Origin of the sequence: Paenibacillus sp. YYML68 (assembly GCF_027923405.1) — a bacterium.
In the GTDB taxonomy this organism is placed as follows: Bacteria; Bacillota; Bacilli; order Paenibacillales; family NBRC-103111; genus Paenibacillus_G.
The window spans coordinates 4,122,300-4,141,939 of the sequence record NZ_BQYI01000001.1 but is presented as its reverse complement, the minus strand read 5'-3'; the positions used below and the strand labels follow the sequence as shown (position 1 = coordinate 4,141,939).

The following is a 19,640-nucleotide window of genomic DNA, read 5'->3' as shown; positions in this document are numbered from 1 at the left end:
TAATGATCAAACGTCAAGGTGTGTTGTATGATAGACAGGCAGTCTTTTTCACTACACGGATGCGTATGATGCATTAACAACGATGCCTGAAGGCAGGAGGGACAAGATAGCATGGATACACTGATGAGCTTCGCTGCGGATCGATGGTATGTGATCGCAGGTGTGCTGGTGGCGCTCTGGATCGTTGTGAAGGTCGTGAAGACCGTTGTGAAGTGGGTTATCGTACTGGCGCTGCTCGCCGGACTGTTGTACTACGGAGCGAGCTACAAGGATCAGTTGATCGAGCTCGGCACGACTGTCGGCGCCGAGGCAGCGGCTGAGGTGAAGACGAGGATGGCAGCGCAGCTGCAGAATGAGATCAAGGAAGCCAAATATGAGAAGCGCCCGGACGGGTCTTACGTTGTGATGACGAAGAACGTGAAGCTGGAGGGCAAGCCCGGAGACCCAGATGTGAAGGTGATGTTTATGAACCAGACCTTTACGGTCAAAATGGATGATGTGCTGCAGGCGCTGATCGCTCAGGCACAGAAGAACGGAGGCGCTTAACGAGCGCCCCGTATCGATGCTCCATCTCACCGTAAGGAGGTTCGCTTATGAGCGGCACGGAGCTGCTGGACGCAGCGCTTGCCATGAACGCCATAACGATATTAATCATACTGGTCTTCGCGGCTTCGATCTTGCAAGGCTTGCTACGCGGAGCCTCCTCGTCAGCTAAGCGGCTGGCTCTTATGGTGGTAGAAGGAGCGGTGACCTTAATCAGCCTGTTCGCCGCCTGGCAGCTTACGGGCTGGCTGTCTCCGCTCGTGCAGGAGGCGCTCGGCTCGCTGGATCTATCTATACCGTCTGATGCCACGGAGGACCCTGGCAGGTGGAAGCAGCTCTACCTGACTGCCGTGACGAGCTTCCGAGATTTCTCCCTGCTGCGATACAGTGTGCTGTTCATGCTGACCTATACGATCGTGAAGCAACTCGTCTATCAGGTGCTGTCTCCGCTGCTGGATGGCTGGGCGTATGACCGGCTGCCTGACCGGACCGGAGCGCGAAGCGGTCGAGGTCTCTTCTCGTCACTGCTCAGCAGCTTGGCCGGTGGCGTCATCGGCGTCGCAACGGGTCTCGGTCGGGCACTGCTCGTCATCGCGGTGCTGTTCATCGTCACGGCGCTGCTGCCGCAATCACAGGTGGCGGCCTACATTCAGCAGTCGAGCTTATACCAGAAGGGTGCCGAGAAGGTGATTCAGCCGGTTACAGGCGACTTTCTGGAGAAGAAGCTGCCGGTGTTCACCCGTGCGGTGGAGCAGGAATTCACGAATATACTGCAGCGCAAGTATGAGGTGCTAGACGCCCGTATATCGCCGGACATTGCGGAAGCGGCTAAGCAGGTGACAGCTAAGGGCAACAATGACGAGGAGAAGGCTCGGCTCTTGTACGCCTGGGTCGGAACACGAGTCCAGTATGACTGGGATAAGGTCAAGCTGTACGAGGAGAAGCGAATCTGGAAGGAGCAGACGCCGGAGGATACGTTCAAGTCGAGGCTTGGCGTATGTATCGATTACTCGCGGCTGTATGCGGTCATGGCCCGCGCGATCGGACTTGATGTGAAGGTTGTCACTGGGCTCGGCTACGACGGCAAGGGTGGGTATGGCCCACACGCCTGGAACGAGGTGTATCTCACCGAGCAGCAGCGCTGGGCGCCTCTCGATTCGACCTGGGTGTCGAGTGGGGGAGACTGGTTTGACCCGCCGAATTTCAACGAGACGCATATTCCAGATTGAGGCAGTCGAAACGCCGTAGCATACGGTTTTCGACTTTTTTCTTGTGCGGGGCAATTATGTTACACTAGAGAGTGATAAGAAGACAGACTCTGCATAACGTAATGATGGTGAGCTGAAGTACAAAGGAGAAGCTATGAAGCTGAAGAAGCCGCTGACGGCGTATAAGGCCGTTTTCTTTGATGTGGGCGATACGCTGCTCACGATACCGGAAGCTAGAATGATTTTGCACAAGTTTTTGGCTGAGCGCTCGCTGCATCGCAACGAGGAGACGCTCGGAGAGCTGTTCCAGGAAGCGTTCCAGCTGTTCTATTACAACAAGCAGCTGGATGAGTCGTTCCCGGCCTGCTCTCCCGAGTCGGACCGCGTCTTCTGGATGGACATCTACCGCTACATGCTGAACAAGCTGGACGTGACGGGGCAGGACAATTGGACAGAGGAGCGCATTCACGCCGTCTGTCACGAGCTGTACGATGTGTTCACGTCGCCTGCTCACTATGCACTGTTCGAGGATGTGAAGCCGGTGCTGGCGGAGCTTGCTGCGCGAGGGTTTCGACTGGCGATCGTATCCAACTTTGCCCCGACGCTGGTGTCGATCCTGGAGGACAAGGGAATTGCGTCCTATTTCGATCCCATTATAGTATCGACGGTCGTCGGACTTGAGAAGCCGGACCCGGCAATATTCCGTCTAGCGCTTGACCAGAGCGGTCTGTCGGCGGAGGACGTGCTGTATGTAGGCGATCATGAGCGCAACGATCTATGGGCGCCGGGACAGGTAGGCATCGATGCGATCCGCATCATGCGCTACGATTACCAGACAGGCGAGGGCATGCGCTCGCTGCGAGAGCTACTCGAGCCTTAGAGGCTAGTGGCTGGGCGAATCGTGATGAGCTAATGGAAAGGAGAGGCCGGAAGCAATGAAGCAGCCGATGGGGATGGAGGATCCGGCGAAGCGGGAAGCCTCCAAGCGCCGTAATTTTACGGTGCGCATTAATTTATTTTTTTTCTTTACGTTTTTTCTATTCTCCGTCCTGATCGTCCGGCTTGCGATGCTGCAATTCGTGGAAGGGAAGGAGCTGCAGGCGGAGAAGGATAAGATCAACAAGGCGAACACACCGATTCCGCCGATCCGGGGCAACATCTTCGACCGGCAGAGCGCGCCGATCGCTTATACGACCTCAACGCAATCGCTGTACTTCCGCATCGAGCAGAATCAGCCGATGGAGGAGGTGATCGCGCTTGCGAACCGTCTGTCTGTCATCTTTGCCGAGCATGGACGCAAGGACGATACACCGCTGCAGCCCGCCGAGATATTGAAGCTGATGGACGTGGGCTACAATCTGGATACGAGCAAAAGCGAGCACGGGCCAAGCTACTACTCGGTACCTCGGCGCATCAAGGCGGACTTGACGAAGGAAGAGATGGCTTACCTGGTCGAGCATCGCGACGAGCTCAGATGGCTGGAGATTACGGAGGAGAGCATCCGTACGTACGATCCGCAGAAGCCAGTTGCCGTGCAACTGGTCGGCTATATGCGTCCGTTCTCGCAGGCGCGCGATCCGAAGAGCGGCATCGCCAAGTACCGGGAGAAGGACAAGGAAGAGGAATATCTTGATAAGGAGTACGTCGGCTATGACGGTATCGAGCTGATGTACCAGGATGAGCTGCGGGGGAAGAACGGCTCGAAGTCGTATCCGGTTAATGCAGCTCACAAGATTATCGGTCAGGTGGAGATTACACCGCCCGTGAAGGGGCACAACCTGTACTTGACGATTGATAAAAATGTGCAAAGCATTACCGAGACGGCGATTACGGACCACCTGGCTTACCTCAAAAGTCCGGCCGTTCGTAATGATCGGTATTTAGGTAAAGGCCAGAATGCTGTAGCTGGCTATGCCGTTGCCATCGAGGTGGAAACGGGGAAGGTTGTTGCAATGGCCAGTATGCCGGACTACAATCCGAGCGTCTGGGCGACCGGCTTCAAGACGTCAGCAGAATTCCAAAAAATTCAGCCGTTCATTAATAACGGTACGATCACGACCGCCTATCCGAACTATCCGTCTGACGAAATGAAGTATCACCCTACGTCCATCGTCTATATGGGTTCCGTTATCAAGCCACTGTCCGTGCTGATTGGGCTGCAGGAAGGGTTGTTCGGCGTCAATACGCTGTACAACGACACAGGCTCATTCACTTATGGCAAAGATAACAATGCGAAGCTATCGAACTCTGACGGCCGTGCCTGGGGACCGATCAATGCATCGAAGGCGATTCAATATTCGTCGAACACCTTCATGTCGGCGATGATCGGACATGAGCTGCACCGCCGCAAGGGCGAGAAGGCGGTCGACATCTGGGATTCGTACATGGCGAAGTTCGGTCTTGGGGTCTCGACCCAGAGCGGACTGCCGAAGGAATATGAGGGCCTGAGCGAGTACAAGACGAACACGAAGGAGTCGATTCAACAGCGCATGGTGTTCGCTTCGTGGGGGCAGAACGAGAAGTATACGACGCTGCAGCTGGCTCAGTATACAGCGACGCTCGCTTCTCGGGGGGAACGTCTGAAGCCGCTGCTCGTCGATAAGATTGAGACGTATGACGGCGAGCCAGTCCAATCGTTCAACGAGAAGGTCGTGCTCGACAAGACCGAGTTTCCGAAGGAATATTGGGATTCGGTATACAAGGGGATGGAGCATGTCGGCATTCAAGGCTTCGATAATTTCCCTTACACGCTCGCACGCAAAACCGGCACGTCGACCCAGCGCGTCGCCGGCGGCAAGGAGATCGACAACGCCGTATTCATCGCCTTCGCGCCGATGGATAAGCCGAAGCTCGCGGTCGCCGTCGTCGTGCCTGAGGGCGGCTTCGGGGCGTACGGCGCGGCGCCGATCGCGCGCAAAATTTTTGACGCGTATGACTACTACTATGGGCTCGACGGCGTGCCGAAAAAGCAACCAGCTGCACCGGCAGCGGACAATGCCGCGCAAGCAAGGACACAGACGCCGCCTGTTCCGCCTGCTTCGACGACACAATAAGCTCAGTCATAACGGAATACAGCCTCCGCAGGGCGGACGCGCTTCATCTATGAAGAAGCTCGTCCGTCTTTTTGTTATGACACGGGTGTGGGGACTGAATTCGGGCAAATGTTTAGAAATTGTTAAGCAATCATAAATGGTGAAAAATGTGGTAATATGAAGAAAATAATTCGAATGTGCTATTGGAGCTGGTGATAATGCCTCAGCAGTTATGGATGTATATCGTCATGCTTATAATCGGCAGCTCGCTAAGTCTAGGCTTATGTATCTATGCGTTCTTCCGATTGAAGGATGTGCCCGGCGGCAAATATTATCGTCTGGCGACGTTGGCCGCGGCTCTATTCAGCATGGCGTACTTAGGTGAGCTGAGCAGCTCGACCTTGGAGCAGATGACGTTCTGGCTGCAGGTGGAATATATTCCGCTACCGTTCATCTCCGTTTTTACATTACTCATGTGCTGTGATTATGTGCAGTTTAAGCTGAAGCGCTGGGTATACAGGCTCCTCTACTTGTCACCGATCGTTACGATTGCGCTGCAGGCGACCAATCCGTATCATCACCTGTACTACAAGTCGATGCAGCTGCGACCGGACGTACCGTTCCCGGTGCTACAGCTGGAGCACGGCCCCTTATTTGCGGCGTACAGTCTATTCTCCTACGGCTGTCTTGTGGCTGGTGTTGCGATATTGCTGTGGCATGCCAGGAAGGTTAAGCTGCGGTTTCGACTGCAAATTATGACAATGGTAATCGGTATGATCGTTCCGGTCATCGCGAGCCTTATCTATGTAGGCGGCAAGAGCCCGTTCGGCATCGATTTGTTTCCGGTATATTTAAGCGTTGGCTTCGTGTTCCACTGTATTGCTCTATTCAGATACCAGATGTTCAACGTCGCTCCCATTGCCCGTGACATCGTATTCGAGAGTATGAACGAAGGAGTTATCGTGACCAATGAGAACGATCTGATCATTGATTATAATAACGCAATGCTGAAGGTTATCCCGAAATTATGCTCTAGATCGATCGGCAAGCCGATCTACGAGCTGCTTAAGGATGACGAGAGGCTGTTTGAGCTGGTGAAGCAGGCACGGGACTGTGACTTCGAATGGACGGCAGCGGGCACGGTCGTTTATTATCGGCTGCAGTTCTCTCCAGTACGCAATCGGAACGGGCTGCAGGTTGGCAAAATTATGACGTTCGTCAATATTACGGAACGTGTTCGCATGGAGCATAAGCTGCTTCAGCTCGCGAGCACAGACCGGCTAACCGAGCTGCTGAATAAGACGACCTTGCTTCAGAGGTCGGATGAACAATTGGCAGACGATGCGCGCAGCTTGCGGCAAGTATGCGTCATTATGTTCGACATCGATCACTTCAAGAAGGTGAACGATACATACGGACATGGAGCGGGTGACCTTGCGCTCATTCATGCCGCTGACACGGTCAGGGCTGTCATCAGGCCGGAGCATCTTGCCGGACGATATGGCGGCGACGAGTTTATCGTTTTTTTACCCGATACGTCTGAAGAAGATGCTTATGAGCTCGCTGAACGTATACGCAATGCAATAGCGGGGAGACCGCTTACGTACCACGATCAAGAGGTGCGATTCACATCCAGCTTCGGCGTGGCCCATGCAGATCTCACTGACGGGGCTCGTTGGATGACGATGGAGCAGCTCATCCGGAAGGCGGACCAAGCGCTCTACGCCGCCAAGAGGAAGGGGAGAAATTGCGTACAGGTATTATCGGAATACGCCGATTCAGTTGGAGCTGGTAAGTGGTAGCAGCGTAGAGCTGGCCGGGAATCGACTATGATGCTAGAAGATGAGTGCACACTCAATGAGAGGAGCTTCTCCTACATGCAGTCCGATCGTGTCGTCTCCATAATCGAAAAACAGCGGGCCGCCTTCAACTCCGGTCGAACCCGCAGTATCGCGTATCGTCAGGAGCAGCTTCGCAAGCTGTACAGCTGTCTGCAGCAGGCGGAGCCCGATATTATGGAGGCAATCAGCCGCGACTTCTACAAGCCAGCCCATGACACGTACATGACCGAGATTGGCGTGCTTCTGACCGAAATCAGGCACGCGATCAAGCATCTGCCTCGCTGGGCGAAGCCGGAACGAGTGCCGACGACACCTCTGCTGCTGGGCTCCAGCAGCTCCATGATGTATGAGCCGTATGGCGTAACGCTCATTATAGCTCCGTGGAACTATCCCCTGCAGCTAGCCTTGTCTCCGCTTGTTGGCGCTTTGGCTGCCGGTAATTGCGCAGTGCTTAAGCCATCAGAGTTAACCCCGCATACGTCAGCGCTGCTTGCGAGGCTATGCAAGGATACGTTCGCCGAGGATGAAGTAGCTGTCGTCGAAGGTGGAGTAGAAGTGAGCACGGAGCTGCTGGAGCAGCCCTTCGACTTCATCTTCTTTACCGGCAGCACGGCGGTCGGCAAGATCGTCGCGGCAGCAGCGGCGAGGCAGCTCACGCCAGTTGTGCTCGAGCTGGGAGGCAAGAGTCCGACCATCGTGCATGCAGATGCCCAGATCGAGCTTGCTGCCAAGCGGATCGTGTGGGGTAAGTTTATGAACGCGGGTCAAACCTGCGTCGCGCCGGATTACGTGCTCGTTCACGACAGCGTGAGGGAGGCGTTCGTTCAAGCGATGCGCGCAAGCATCGAGGAGCTGTACGGTGACGTTCTGCAGGATCGCGCCCGCTATACCTCGATCGTCAATGAAAGACACTTCAACCGATTGACCCGGCTGCTTGAAGGAGCGACTCCGCTTATAGGCGGTCGAGTGGACGAGGAGCGACGGCTTATAGAGCCGACAGTGCTCGCGGATATTCAGTGGGATAGCAAGATTATGGAGGACGAAATATTCGGTCCGATCTTGCCGTTGATGTCCTATGAGTCGCTGAACGAAGTGATTGCGCCGATCGTGGCTCGACCTAAGCCGCTTGCGATGTATGTGTTCTCCGAAAGTCGCGAGGTGCAGCAGCGTCTGCTTGACTCGATCTCGTTCGGCGGCGGCTGCATCAATGATACGATTATGCATCTCAGCTCGCCGTACCTGCCTTTCGGCGGAGTAGGGGCAAGCGGGGTTGGCGCCTACCATGGCTGTTACAGCTTCAAGGCATTCTCCCATACGAAGAGCGTGCTGAAGCAAACGACCGCCTTCGACCTTCCGTTCCGATACGGTACGATGAAGCATTCGATGCGTTGGATGAAGCGATTTTTCAAATAATCGAAGCGTTCTCTCTGACCTCGTCTCCTGCAAACAGGCTATATGGTCTGAAGCCTCTGAAGTCCACGCGTGTGTGTGGTGCAGAGGCTCTTCTTCATGCGGCTGGCGCCCATACTACTAGTCATTAGAACGCTAGAAAATAATTGTTGCATTAAGGAAACATTATTGTGTATTATAAAAACATAGTCGGACGCGCAAGAAATGTTGTCTGGAACAAAAAAGCAGGTCTGAGACAACTTTCACGCACCATAAACATGGTTTTGTAATACGATAGAACGATAATGGGCATCGGCCAACAGCCCAGCTGCCCACAAGAAACATATACATTCATATCTAGACATCGATCGGAACCGTCACAAAGGAGTGAGACGTCATGCTGCCAAAGAAAGCAGAAAGCAACTCTCCGCTCGTCATTGAGGGCTTGACTGTTGCTTACCAAAAGAAGCCGGTGCTGCGGGACATTACGCTGTCCGTCCCCGAGGGCAAGCTCATCGGTATTGTCGGGCCGAATGGTGCAGGTAAATCTACACTCATTAAAGCGGCTCTCGGGCTGATCCCTAAAGTAACTGGTGAAGTGTCGGTCTACGGCAAGCCATGCCATCAGCAGCGCAAGCTGATCGGCTACGTGCCGCAGCGCGAATCGGTAGACTGGGACTTCCCGACGAATGCGCTAGACGTCGTCATGATGGGCCGTTACGGACATCTTGGCTGGTTCAAGCGTCCGGGGGCGAAGGAACGGGACATCGCAATGGATTGTCTGTCCAAGGTCGGCATGGCCGACTATGCAGGGCGGCAAATTAGCCAGCTGTCCGGAGGACAGCAGCAACGCGTATTTCTCGCCAGAGCGCTTGCGCAGGATGCGCAGCTGTATTTCATGGATGAGCCCTTCGTCGGTGTCGATGCGGCGACCGAGAAGGCGATCATTACGCTGCTGAACGAGCTGAAGAAGCAAGGGAAGACGGTGCTGGTCGTGCATCACGACCTCGCTACGGTTAAGGAATATTTCGACTGGATCATGCTGCTCAACGTTGAGCTGATGGGCATCGGACCGACAGAGGAATGGTTCACGCCTGACCATCTGCAGCGCACCTATGGCGGCAGACTGGCGATGCTCGAGAAGAACGATGATTCCGTCATCATACAATCGAGGTGATCGGGATGTTGAACTATTTGCTGTATGTGCTTCAGGACCCGAATGCCCGATGGATATTGCTCGGCAGTATGCTGCTCGGTCTTAGCAGCGGAGTGCTCGGCAGCTTCGCTTATTTGCGTAAGCAGAGCTTGATGGGCGACGCGCTGGCGCATGCCGCGCTGCCTGGTGTATGCATCGCCTTCATGCTGACCGGCTCGAAGTCCATTCTCCTGTTCCTGCTAGGTGCAGCGGTAGCGGGGCTGATCGCCACGTTCGGCATCGGCTACGTGACGCGTAACTCGCGCATTAAGCAGGATACGGCGCTCGGTATTGTGCTGTCTGTGTTCTTCGGCTTAGGCATCGTATTGTTAACGAAAATTCAGCATAGCGGTGCAGGCAACCAGAGCGGTCTCGATAAGTTTCTGTTCGGTCAAGCCGCGTCCATGGTGTATGCAGACGTTGTGACGATGGCGATCGTCGCTGTGCTGCTCGTTGTCACCTGCAGCCTGCTGTTCAAGGAGTTCAAGCTGCTCAGCTTCGACCCCGGCTTTGCCAAGGGCATCGGTCTGCCAGTCGGCGTGCTGGATCAGCTCATGATGTTTCTCATCGTCGTAGCGGTTGTCGTCGGTATTCAGGCCGTCGGCGTCGTGTTGATGTCGGCGCTGCTCATTACGCCTGCCGTATCGGCCCGCTATTGGACCGACCGACTCGGCGTGATGGTGGTGCTGTCCGGCCTGTTCGGCGCACTGAGTGGATTTATCGGGACGTTCGTCAGCGGGATGGGCAGCAATTTGCCGACCGGACCGCTTAGCGTATTGGCTGCAACCGCGTTGTTCATCCTCTCGGTGCTGTTCGCACCTCGCCGCGGCTTGGCAGCGAAGCTGCTGGAGCAGCTGTCCGTGAAGCGTACCGTCATTCGGGAGCTGGAGCAGCAGCCGCAGCGGTCCGGCGTCAGAGCGAATGCGCAGCAATCGAGGGAGGGAGGCGGACTATGAACGATTTTTGGATACTGCTTACAGCGTCTCTCGTTGCGTGCTCCTGTAGCTTGCTCGGCTGTTTTCTAGTTTTGCGCAGAATGGCCATGATCGGTGACGCAATCAGCCACTCCGTCCTTCCCGGCATCGTCATCGCCTTCCTGCTCAGCGGCTCGCGCGATTCGCTGTTCATGATGCTTGGGGCGTCTGTGCTTGGACTTATTACCGTCTTTCTTATTCAGTGGTTCCATCAGAACGGGGTGCAGTCCGATGCCTCAATCGGAGTCGTGTTCACTGCGCTGTTCGCCTTAGGTGTATTGCTGGTCAGCTTGTACACAAGGCAGATTGATCTTGACCTCGATTGTGTGCTGTATGGAGAAATTATCGCCGTGCCGTGGGAGACGATTGAGGCGTTCGGCATAGATATAGGGCCGAAGGCTGTCTGGGCGCTGGGCCTTGCGTTCGGAGTGAGTCTGCTCTTGATTGGACTGTTCTACAAGCAGTTCAAGCTATGCGCCTTCGACCCGGCGATGGCCGCTGCGGTCGGCATCCCGGTGGCGCTGTTCCACTACTTGCTGATGGGTCTGGTGTCGGTAACGACGGTTGCGTCGTTCGAGAGCGTAGGCGCCATTCTCGTTGTCGGCATGCTCGTTGTACCGGCAGCGACCGCTTACCTGCTCACCGAGAAGCTCAGTCTGATGATCGTATACAGCATGCTCGTCGGTGTTGCCAGCGCGATCATCGGCTACGGCGTATCCGTTCTGCTGGACGCATCGATTGCGGGCTGCATGATTACCGTTGCAGGCGTACTGTTCATACTGGCTTTCCTGTTCTCGCCTTCACACGGCATCGTGTGGCGCAAGCTGAAGCATCGCAAGCAGGCGAAGGAAATGACGGCGTAGCATCCGTTTTTAAGTTTAATTATGAGCAAGCTTTTCTGAAGCATTCCGTGCATGCAGGATTTTGCATCCTGCCGCAAGGGGTGCTTTTTTTGCCTATGTTATCGGCTCGAAGCTTTCCTTTACCTATTATTAACTTGTAGAGAAATTCATCCGTGTACTATCATTTCAACTAGAGGACTGTTCCATTTTTTATTCATTCTTTATTTTTAGGAGGCATTTCTGTGTTGAAAAAATCGATGTTGTTCGTATTCGCGCTGGTTTTGACCGTGTCTGCTGCGCTGCAGTATGGCGTGCCGACGGTATCGGCATTTCCTCCGGGGACACCGTCCAAGTCCGCCGCTCAATCCCAGCTGAACTCGCTGACAGTGAAGGCTGAGGGCTCCATGTCCGGCTACTCGCGTGAGAAGTTCCCGCACTGGAGCAGTCAGAGCGGCGGCTGTGACACGCGCCAGGTCGTGCTGAAGCGGGATGCCGACTACTACAGCGGCAGCTGCCCGGTCACGTCTGGCAAGTGGTACAGCTATTACGACGGTGTAACCGTGTACTCGCCATCTGATATTGACATCGATCACGTTGTCCCGCTAGCCGAGGCTTGGCGTTCAGGCGCCAGCAGCTGGACGACGACGAAGCGCCAGCAGTTCGCGAACGACCTTAGCGGCCCGCAGCTGATCGCCGTAACAGCCAGCGTGAACCGCTCCAAGGGTGACCAAGATCCTTCCACATGGCAGCCGCCGCGCGCTGGCGCGAAGTGTGCATATGCGAAGTGGTGGATCAATACCAAGTACCGCTGGGGACTGTCCCTGCAGTCGTCCGAGAAGACTGCACTGCAGAGCATGCTGAACAGTTGCTCCTACTAGGCTTGTATTAATCGTCGATAGGGAAGGAAGTTACTTTAATGGAACAGAAGTCGTCCATCTTCACCGCAACTCATGGTGTAATGACCGTTGAGGTCGGCGTAATCAGCGGGCAGCTCGAGCTTCGCACGACATGCGAGTGTGACGGAAGCCTTAGCTTAAAGATTACATATGTCGGAGCTGAGGAATGGTACACGTTACCAGGCGAAGATTACCGCCTGCACGATCCACGTGATCACGAGGTCGTTCACCGTATGCTTGTTCATGTGCTGGAACGCTCATAATGTAGAAGCCGTACGGGCATAGCTGTTTATTGAAAAAAGCGACAGACAGGAACAATGACGTGTCCTGGACTGTCGCTTTTTCGCTCTTCTCATTTGTACCGTTAAGCCACTGAAAATCGACTGCTTTACTGTGCTTTCCTTAGCAATTCGATTCTCAGCTGCTGCTCACCCTGAATGCGCGCCAGTGCGCTGACTTCTTCCTTCGTTGCGCACAGCTCCAGCTTCGTCTGGACATGTGAGAGCATGCCAAGCACATCATCGTTCTGATGGAGCTCAATGCGGTCGAGCTGCTGTCTGACCGCAGCGAATTCAGCGCCGACCTGCTCCTTGAAGGAAGCTAGGTCTAGCTGAATCCCGTCGACCTGCTGCTTGACGGAAGTAAGCTCGGTACGCATCCCGTCGACCTGCTGCTTGACAGAGGTAAGCTCGGTACGCATGCCGTCGACCTGCTGCTTGAGTGCAGCGACCTCCTGCGTAATCGGGGCAAGCTCCTCACGAACAATGTGTCGGAAGTCGTCCCTTAGCACATCGCGCAATTGGGTAATCCAATCTTCATTCATCGAGTTACACACTCCTATCTGATCTATCAGGCTTCGACGCCGCGCGAGCGTCATCGTAATCTCTCAGATGTCGGTTATAGTTACTTTCAAGTCTATCACTGTAGAGGAGCTTGCTCAAGCACAAGATTGAGCCAGATACGAGATGAAATCGACATGGAACACTTCTACAACCGTCATTTCCTGTAAACGTTATCCTTATGCTATACTGTTGTATCGGACTACTAGTCGCGTGCACGAAGAATATGCGGCATAAGGGGGATATACGGCTATGTGCGGAATAACCGGTGTCATGTATTTTAACGATCGCGAGCCGTCTGGAGAGCTGCTGAAGAGCATGACCGATTGCATCGAGCATCGGGGACCGGACGACTTCGGATTTTGGACGGACAATCGAATTGGGCTTGGCTTCCGCCGCTTGTCCATCATCGACCTGAAGGAAGGGCATCAGCCTCTCGCCAACGAGGACGATTCCGTTTGGATCGCATTCAACGGCGAGATTTATAATTATAAATACTTACGTAATTCACTGCAGAGCAAGGGACACGTGTTCAAGACGCATACCGATACGGAAGTTATCGTTCATCTGTATGAGGAGTACGGCGAGGCATGTGTCGAGCAGCTGCGCGGCATGTTCGGCTTCGTCATCTGGGACCGTAAGCGCAAGAAGCTGTTCGGCGCCCGCGATCACTTCGGCATTAAGCCTTTCTACTATTATAATGACGGGTCCAAGTTCCTGTTCGGCTCGGAGATGAAGAGCATTCTCGCCGCTGGCGTCGAGCGTTCGCTGCATCAGGAAAGCTTGCTCAATTACTTAACGTTCCAGTACGTGCCGGAGCCGGATACGATGCTGCGCGGCATCCGCAAGCTGCCGCCGGGCCATAGCGTGACGATTACATACGACGGGGAGATGTCGATCCGCAAATATTGGGACCCGATGCTCGAGCCGAAGGAGCAGAAGCTTGAAGACTGCATCGAGCAAATTCGCTCGACGCTGAAGGACTCCGTTATTCATCATATGCAAAGCGATGTAGAGCGGGGCTGCTTCCTATCTAGCGGTATTGACTCAACAGCGATAGCTTCCATGATGCGTCAGATCGAGCCGATTCGGACGTTCTCTGTCGGCTTCGAGGGCGCGAACAACGAGACGATTATTGCCCGTCAGACGGCGCAGGCGATCGGATCTGAGCATTATGACAAGGTCATTACCGAGGACGATTATTTCGCTACGTTACAAAAGGCGGCCTGGCACCAGGATGAGCCGGTCGCTGACCCGTCGGCGATCGCCTTGTACCATGTTGCGCAGCTTGCACGTGAGCACGTAACGGTCGTGCTGTCGGGCGAGGGTGCCGACGAGCTGTTCGGCGGCTATCGCATCTACCGCGAGCCGCAGTCGCTCGCTCCGATTGAGCGGCTGCCACACGGCGTCAAGCAGCTGCTGCGGGCGCTGGCTCGCGTGCTGCCGTCCGGCTTCAAGGGGCGCAATTATGTGTTGCGCGGCACGACGCCGCTCGAGGAGCGGTTCTTAGGCAATGCGAGAATTTTCAGCGAGGATCTGAAGGCTGAGCTCGTTCATGCAGACCGTGAGCTGTTGAGGTCGTACCGCAACCCGCTTGAGGTCGCGAAGACGTTCTACGACCGGAGCAAGCACCTCGATCCGGTATCGCGCATGCAGTACATCGACATGAATCTGTGGCTGCCGGGCGATATTCTCATGAAGGCGGACAAAATGACGATGGCCCATTCGCTGGAGCTGCGCGTACCGTTCCTCGACGTCGAGCTGTATGAGGTGGCGCGACGCATTCCAGTTCAGCACCGGATCGCAGAGGGAACGACGAAGTACGTGTTCCGCAAGGCGATGGAAGGCATTATTCCGGACTTCATTCTGAACCGTCCGAAGCTCGGCTTCCCGGTTCCGATGCGTGACTGGATGAAGGGCGCAAGAGGAACCTCCATCGTCGAGCAGATCGAGGGCAGCGGTATTGATGCTTACATCCGCATGGATACGGTACATCGTCTGCTTGAGGCGCATCGAAGCGGCAAGGGCGATTATGCCCGTCATCTGTGGACTGTCTATATGTTCGCGCTATGGCATGCGACTTATATGAAGGAAGAAGTGAAGCCGTCGCTTGCCTTTGCACGGTAAGCTTAAGGCGTAGCGTACATTACGTTTTACTAGAATCAGACCGGGTCCGAAAAAGGAAGGGGAGTGGGACGATGAAGCCGTATCGCTTAATCGCACTGGATATGGATGGTACACTGCTAACAGAGGAGAAGACCGTCTCGGATGCGAACAGAGCCGCCATTCAAGACGCAGTTGCCGCTGGCATTACCGTAATGTTCGCGACAGGTCGCGGCATTCATAGCGCACTTCCTTACGCGGAGGAGCTCGGACTGACGTCACCGCTCGTGACGGTGAACGGCAGCGAGGTGTGGAAGGCTCCGGGCGAGCTGCTGGAGCGCCATCGGATGGACGTAGAGGACATTCGCTCGATGCGGCAGCTGGTGCTGGACGATGAGCCGTGGTACTGGGCTTACAGCACCGAAGGGGTATTTAACCGCGACAACTGGCACGAGATTAAGGACGAGGAGGCGCTCGTCTGGATGAAGCTCGGCTATTATACGGAGGATGCGAAGAAGCTCGCCTCCCTTCGGGAGCAGCTGGAGGCGACAGGCCGCTATGCGATTACGAACTCGCATCCGTGCAACATTGAGATGAATCCGAAGGGTGTCAGCAAGGCGAGCGGTCTTCATCGTGTATGCGAGTTGCTCGGCATCGACATGTCTCAGGTAATCGCGATGGGCGACAGTCTGAATGACGAAACGATGATTCGTGAGGCCGGCCTAGGCGTCGCGATGGGCAATGCGCAGGATGAGGTGAAGTCGTTCGCCGACGTCGTGACGCTGACGAATGAGGAAGACGGCGTCGCTCACATCATTCGGAAGTATGCGTTGTCGTAGGAAGAGTAATACGCCTGCACAGTCAGTCGAAATTGAAATACTCATGCAATTGGAATTCGTAATCAGCTAAGGAGGGTGTCAGGTGGTTATAGCCGCTTGGTCCATCATCATTATATTGTTCACCATTGGTATGGCAGGGGCGGTGTACCCTGTCCTGCCTGGAGCGCTCGCCATCTACGGGGCGTTCTTTGTATACGGGTTTATGATCGGCTTCGAGCCGTTCGGCGTCTGGTTCTGGCTCATTCAGACGACGATCGTCGCGGTGCTGATGATTGCCGACTATCTCGTCAGTGCGCTCGGCGTCCGCAAATTCGGCGGCACCCGAGCATCGGTCATCGGGAGCACCATCGGTCTGCTCGTCGGACCGTTCGTCATTCCCGTGGTCGGCCTCATCGCCGGTCCGTTCCTTGGCGCTGTCGTCGGGGAGCTGATGACTGGAGCAGACATGCGTCAGTCGATGCGGGCGGGCATAGGGGCGCTTGTCGGCTTCTTCTCCGGATTGATCGTCAAGGTTGTGCTGCAGCTGCTCATGATCGTCTTGTTCATCATTTGGATTGTTTAGTCTGAGGCTTGCCATAACAGCTCCGATATAACATCGGAGCTGTTATTTCAGGGGGAGGAGTTCACATTGGCTAAAGAAGCTACAGCCACCAAGGATTCGCTGGTCAAGGGTACATTGATATTGACGCTGGCTGCGTTAGTCGCCCGTGCGCTTGGTGTCGTGCAGCGTATTCCGCTCGTTTATTTGCTCGGGGACATCGGGATGGCTGCTTTCGGAATTGCATTCAATCTGTACTCTGTGCTGCTCGTCGTAGCGACGGCAGGCATTCCGAGCGCGCTGAGCAAAATGATCGCCGAGCGCGTCTCGCTCGGCCGACATGAGGAAGCCGACCGCATCTATACGGCGGCTGTATGGTTTGCGGTCGTGGCGGGCGTGGGCATGACCGCGATCCTGTACGTCGGCGCGCCTTATTATGCCGACATGATTCTGAATCCGCAGGCGACGATGCCCATTCGGGCTATAGCGCCAGCGCTGTTGCTGTTCCCGCTCATCGCTATTATGCGCGGATATTTCCAGGGCCGTCGGATGATGATGCCCAACGGCATCTCGCAAATTATCGAGCAAATCGCCAGAGTCGCCACGTCCGTGGCGCTCGCGTACTTGCTGCTCGATTACAGCTTGGACGCCGCCGTGGCCGGGGCCTCGTTCGGCGGCGTAACCGGCAGCATCGCGGCATTGGCCGTGATGCTGTACTACGCGCTGCGCCTTCGCCGCAGCGACAAGCGTGAGCGGGCGGCGATGGCCGCACCGCCCGCAGCAGCTAACGCGGCGGCCGCCCAGCCGCTCGCGGAAGCCTCGCCAACGGCGCCCCCAATAGCGGGGGCGCCCCAGGGCTCGGCGGCGCAGGCCGCCCGCACGGAGCCGGCGGGCGGGCTGACGCTGCGCGCCATCTACGGACAGCTGTTCAAGCTGTCCGTGCCGATCGTCATCTTCTCGATGACGGTCACGCTCATTTACACGATCGATTCCTCGATCGTAACATTGCTTCTGATGGATAGCCTCGGCGAGAACGGGGCTAAGGAGCTGCTCGGCATTTTGACCGGAAGGGCGCAATCGCTTGCTGGTATCCCGATTATTCTCGCGATTGCGCTGAGTCAGTCGATCGTGCCGATCATCTCCGCGGCGCACTCGCAGGGCGATGCGAAGCAGGTGGCCCAGCAGACGTCGAAGGTGCTGCGTCTGTCGCTGCTGTCGGGTCTGCCGCTCGTGCTCGTCATTGCGCTGGCAGCACGGCCGCTGAACGCCTTCATATTCGGCAATTCGGACGGCTCGCCAATCGTGGACACGTATGCCGGTCCGGTCATTGCATGCTTGACCGTGACGGCCATTTTCCAAACTGTGATGCAGACGTCTGGGGCTGTGCTCATGGGGATGGGGCGGATGAAGCCGCTCGTGCTCGGCGTTGTCGCAGGCATCGCCGTGAAGCTGGTCGCAAGCTGGTGGCTGGCGGACGTTGCCGGCATCTATGGCATCGTTGCCGCGACGGCGCTCTGCTTCATCGTCATGACCGTGATGAACTTGACCGTGCTGCGACGCGAGGTGACGTTCACCGTGCTCAGCCTCAGACAGTGGCTAGGCCTGTCCATTGCAACGATCGTAACGACCGCAGCAGGCGTCGCTCTCGAGCTCGCGCTTAACGCGTACGTGACTCCGTTCGCAGGCATGTGGCTGAATGCAGCACTGCAGGCGATCGTGCTATGCTCGGTCGTCGGCATTCTCTTTTCATTGCTGCTGCTCGTTACGAAGACGATCGCCGTCCAAGATCTGGAGCAGCTGCCCGGGCCGCTGCGCAAGCTGGTGAAGCCATTGCTTGCTCGACTGCAGCGCAAGGCGCACCGAGGCGAAGGCTAGAGGACTGCTGCAGTCGCACTCCCAACTGAATGAAACTCCAATTAATCGAGCAGGCCGTTCGCCAGGACAGCCAGCTCGATTTTTTTGAGACTGCGGCCATATTCGGTCGTCATCTCGAAGGAGGTCGGCACCTCGATACTGCACATCCGATCGAGCACGCTCAGGTCGCGGAACCAATCGCTGCCCTCCGGCGTCGCCACAGGGCGATCGGCCCAAACGTCGGCAAGCGACGGACTGTACAGTCGCCCCTTGCCAGGCTTCAGCCGCAGCTCATCCATGCTGTCCAGCTTCTCCTCTAGCTGACCTCTCGTGGGAGGGGCGTCCTGACGAACAGCGCTGAACAGCTGAGGCAGCATGTCGGCTCTCGAGCCGGTATGTCGATGGGCGAAGGCGAAGCGTCGTGCACCCTCGTACACCTCAGGCAGGCCGAACAGGATGGCGTACAGCTTTTTACCCACCTCGATGCGAGCATGGACGCTGCTGAAGTGATCGACGGTGACCCCTGCCAGCTTCAATCCGCCGTCCTGGTCTGCATACGGAAACAGCACCTGATTCAGCTGCAGCAGCGACTGTGCCTGGAAGAACAGCGTATCGATAACGTTGTGCAAATACGCGGGATTGCGAACGACGCGCTCCTCGATATAGTGCTGCTCGTTCGTAATTAGACCGACGGTCAACAGCGCGGATTGCTGCTCGAGCCAGAACAGCTCCCACACCGGCAGCATGAAGCGGGACACGCCGAACAGCGGGAGCAGGTGGAAGAGCGGCCGTCCGCACACCTTGCTCGCGTCGTACAGCAGCAGCTGGGGATACGCATCTCGGAAAATAAGCGCATTCGCACGCTCCAGAAAGCTGAACACCCACCTGCGCTGATCCTCATCGAGCAGGAACGGCACGAGCTCGCCGCGCAGGTCGGTCATCGACCAGCCGCCGTTGCGCGACACCATATGGGCAAGGAACGCCCAATGCAGCTCAGGTCGCTTCTGGTATAGGCGCAGGTAGGCTGCCGTTCGCGTCACATTGTTGCGGTTGCAGCGGTCTCGCTCGAGCCGGATCCGCTCCACCCATTGCCGCTCCTCGCCCGTAAGCGCCACAGGGGCGGTGTGAACTGTCGATACTGCCTCCGTCGATAGTCCAAGCCTCCAGCTGCAGCGTGCGCGAAGCGTCTGTACAGACGCTTGCTTCAGCTCGAGCATAGCTGCACGAGCAGTAGGCTGCTCAGCTTCAGGCTGCTGCACCGACTGAACGGCGGAGGTGAGCACTTGCAGCGATGCGCGGCACATGACGCCAATGGTTGCCCACATGCGCCGCGGAACACGAAGAAGACGACGCCATCGTCCCCATGCCGGGGTGCCGCTCACGGACTCCTTGTTTTTCACCATCGATCGGGTCGTCTCCGTTCTGCACATCGCGAGAAATAGGGATCTCTACACTTGAATTTGAATCATATGGAAGTATATTGAAACATTTCGCTCGAATCAGCGTATAGGTAGATGCACAACCGAATACGATTGAGGAGGATGTTC

17 protein-coding genes are annotated in these 19,640 nt (G+C 56.0%); 15 read left to right on the top strand and 2 right to left on the bottom strand.

Annotated features, from left to right (window positions below; genetic code table 11):
- Positions 1 to 111 precede the first annotated feature (111 nt).
- The 11 genes from PAE68_RS18440 (at position 112) to PAE68_RS18390 (ending at position 12,183) form a co-directional block, all read left to right on the top strand.
- Positions 112 to 546 carry a hypothetical protein gene (locus PAE68_RS18440; RefSeq protein ID WP_281889400.1) on the top strand — a complete coding sequence of 145 codons (435 nt, stop codon included), beginning with the start codon at positions 112 to 114 and terminating at the stop codon, positions 544 to 546.
- Between the two features lie 47 nt (positions 547 to 593).
- Positions 594 to 1,772 carry a transglutaminase domain-containing protein gene (locus tag PAE68_RS18435; RefSeq protein WP_281889398.1) on the top strand — a complete coding sequence of 393 codons (1,179 nt, stop codon included), beginning with the start codon at positions 594 to 596 and terminating at the stop codon, positions 1,770 to 1,772.
- Between the two features lie 133 nt (positions 1,773 to 1,905).
- Positions 1,906 to 2,631 (top strand): HAD-IA family hydrolase, encoded by a 726-nt coding sequence (locus tag PAE68_RS18430; RefSeq protein WP_281889396.1) that lies wholly within the window; start codon positions 1,906 to 1,908, stop codon positions 2,629 to 2,631.
- Between the two features lie 55 nt (positions 2,632 to 2,686).
- Positions 2,687 to 4,804 carry a peptidoglycan D,D-transpeptidase FtsI family protein gene (locus tag PAE68_RS18425; protein WP_281889394.1) on the top strand — a complete coding sequence of 706 codons (2,118 nt, stop codon included), beginning with the start codon at positions 2,687 to 2,689 and terminating at the stop codon, positions 4,802 to 4,804.
- A gap of 197 nt (positions 4,805 to 5,001) precedes the next feature.
- Positions 5,002 to 6,585, top strand: coding sequence for a histidine kinase N-terminal 7TM domain-containing diguanylate cyclase (locus tag PAE68_RS18420; RefSeq protein WP_281889392.1), 1,584 nt, complete (start codon positions 5,002 to 5,004; stop codon positions 6,583 to 6,585).
- A 75-nt stretch (positions 6,586 to 6,660) separates the two neighbouring features.
- Positions 6,661 to 8,037 (top strand): aldehyde dehydrogenase, encoded by a 1,377-nt coding sequence (locus PAE68_RS18415; RefSeq protein WP_281889391.1) that lies wholly within the window; start codon positions 6,661 to 6,663, stop codon positions 8,035 to 8,037.
- Between the two features lie 373 nt (positions 8,038 to 8,410).
- On the top strand, positions 8,411 to 9,190 hold the full coding sequence (locus PAE68_RS18410) for a metal ABC transporter ATP-binding protein (RefSeq protein WP_281889389.1): 780 nt from the start codon (positions 8,411 to 8,413) through the stop codon (positions 9,188 to 9,190).
- A 5-nt stretch (positions 9,191 to 9,195) separates the two neighbouring features.
- A complete protein-coding gene (locus PAE68_RS18405; RefSeq protein WP_281889387.1) occupies positions 9,196 to 10,164 on the top strand; it encodes a metal ABC transporter permease in 969 nt (322 codons plus the stop codon).
- Entirely contained in the window at positions 10,161 to 11,045 is an 885-nt protein-coding gene (locus tag PAE68_RS18400) for a metal ABC transporter permease (protein ID WP_281889385.1), read from the top strand. The genes PAE68_RS18405 and PAE68_RS18400 overlap by 4 nt, the downstream gene beginning before the upstream one ends.
- 221 nt (positions 11,046 to 11,266) lie before the next feature.
- The gene (locus tag PAE68_RS18395) at positions 11,267 to 11,902 is read left to right on the top strand and encodes an HNH endonuclease family protein (protein ID WP_281889383.1); all 636 of its coding nucleotides are present in this window, start codon (positions 11,267 to 11,269) and stop codon (positions 11,900 to 11,902) included.
- Between the two features lie 38 nt (positions 11,903 to 11,940).
- Entirely contained in the window at positions 11,941 to 12,183 is a 243-nt protein-coding gene (locus tag PAE68_RS18390; RefSeq protein ID WP_281889382.1) for a hypothetical protein, read from the top strand.
- Positions 12,184 to 12,308: 125 nt separating this feature from the next.
- On the opposite strand, the gene PAE68_RS18385 is transcribed toward PAE68_RS18390, so the two are convergent.
- Entirely contained in the window at positions 12,309 to 12,743 is a 435-nt protein-coding gene (locus tag PAE68_RS18385) for a hypothetical protein (protein ID WP_281889381.1), read from the bottom strand.
- A gap of 268 nt (positions 12,744 to 13,011) precedes the next feature.
- Here PAE68_RS18385 and asnB point away from each other — a divergent pair, with 268 nt between their 5' ends.
- From asnB to PAE68_RS18365, 4 genes are all read left to right on the top strand, one after another.
- Positions 13,012 to 14,886, top strand: coding sequence for an asparagine synthase (glutamine-hydrolyzing) (asnB, locus tag PAE68_RS18380; RefSeq protein WP_281889379.1), 1,875 nt, complete (start codon positions 13,012 to 13,014; stop codon positions 14,884 to 14,886).
- A 71-nt stretch (positions 14,887 to 14,957) separates the two neighbouring features.
- The gene (locus PAE68_RS18375; RefSeq protein ID WP_281889377.1) at positions 14,958 to 15,701 is read left to right on the top strand and encodes a Cof-type HAD-IIB family hydrolase; all 744 of its coding nucleotides are present in this window, start codon (positions 14,958 to 14,960) and stop codon (positions 15,699 to 15,701) included.
- Positions 15,702 to 15,783: 82 nt separating this feature from the next.
- Positions 15,784 to 16,263 carry a DUF456 domain-containing protein gene (locus PAE68_RS18370; RefSeq protein WP_281889375.1) on the top strand — a complete coding sequence of 160 codons (480 nt, stop codon included), beginning with the start codon at positions 15,784 to 15,786 and terminating at the stop codon, positions 16,261 to 16,263.
- Between the two features lie 66 nt (positions 16,264 to 16,329).
- Entirely contained in the window at positions 16,330 to 18,114 is a 1,785-nt protein-coding gene (locus tag PAE68_RS18365; protein ID WP_281889373.1) for a putative polysaccharide biosynthesis protein, read from the top strand.
- Positions 18,115 to 18,155: 41 nt separating this feature from the next.
- Here PAE68_RS18365 and PAE68_RS18360 read toward each other — a convergent pair whose 3' ends face one another.
- On the bottom strand, positions 18,156 to 19,496 hold the full coding sequence (locus PAE68_RS18360) for a DUF2515 domain-containing protein (protein WP_281889371.1): 1,341 nt from the start codon (positions 19,494 to 19,496) through the stop codon (positions 18,156 to 18,158).
- Positions 19,497 to 19,640: the final 144 nt, after the last annotated feature.